The following is a 288-nucleotide window of genomic DNA, read 5'->3' as shown; positions in this document are numbered from 1 at the left end:
AGCGCCTGCAGGAAACGGTTCATGTCGCCCACGCTGGTCTGCAGGTCGGCATGCCCCCAGCCGTAGTTGGGCCAGGGATCTTCATTGGCCGGTTGCAGCGCGCCATCCTTGCCGATGTACGGCACCGCCGCGCGCTGGGCTGGCACGCTCGCGACACCCCATGAGGTGCTGGTCATCTTCAGCGGCTGCAGGATGCGTTCGCGTGCGATGGCCGGGTAGGGCCTGCGGTAATGCGCCTCCAGCAAGGCGGTCAGCACCAGGTAGTTGGCCTGGGTGTACTGCACGCGG

Annotated in this window: 1 protein-coding gene; it reads right to left on the bottom strand. The window is 67.0% G+C overall.

Annotated features, from left to right (window positions below):
* Nucleotides 1-288: serine hydrolase (locus EN852_RS39820; protein WP_135879974.1), on the bottom strand; the 288-nt coding region annotated here is incomplete at both ends.

The organism is Mesorhizobium sp. M2E.F.Ca.ET.209.01.1.1 (assembly GCF_004010375.2).
Taxonomy (GTDB): domain Bacteria; phylum Pseudomonadota; class Alphaproteobacteria; order Rhizobiales; family Rhizobiaceae; genus Mesorhizobium.
Note: the sequence above shows the minus strand (reverse complement) of the source record. Positions and strands in the feature narration are given on the sequence as shown.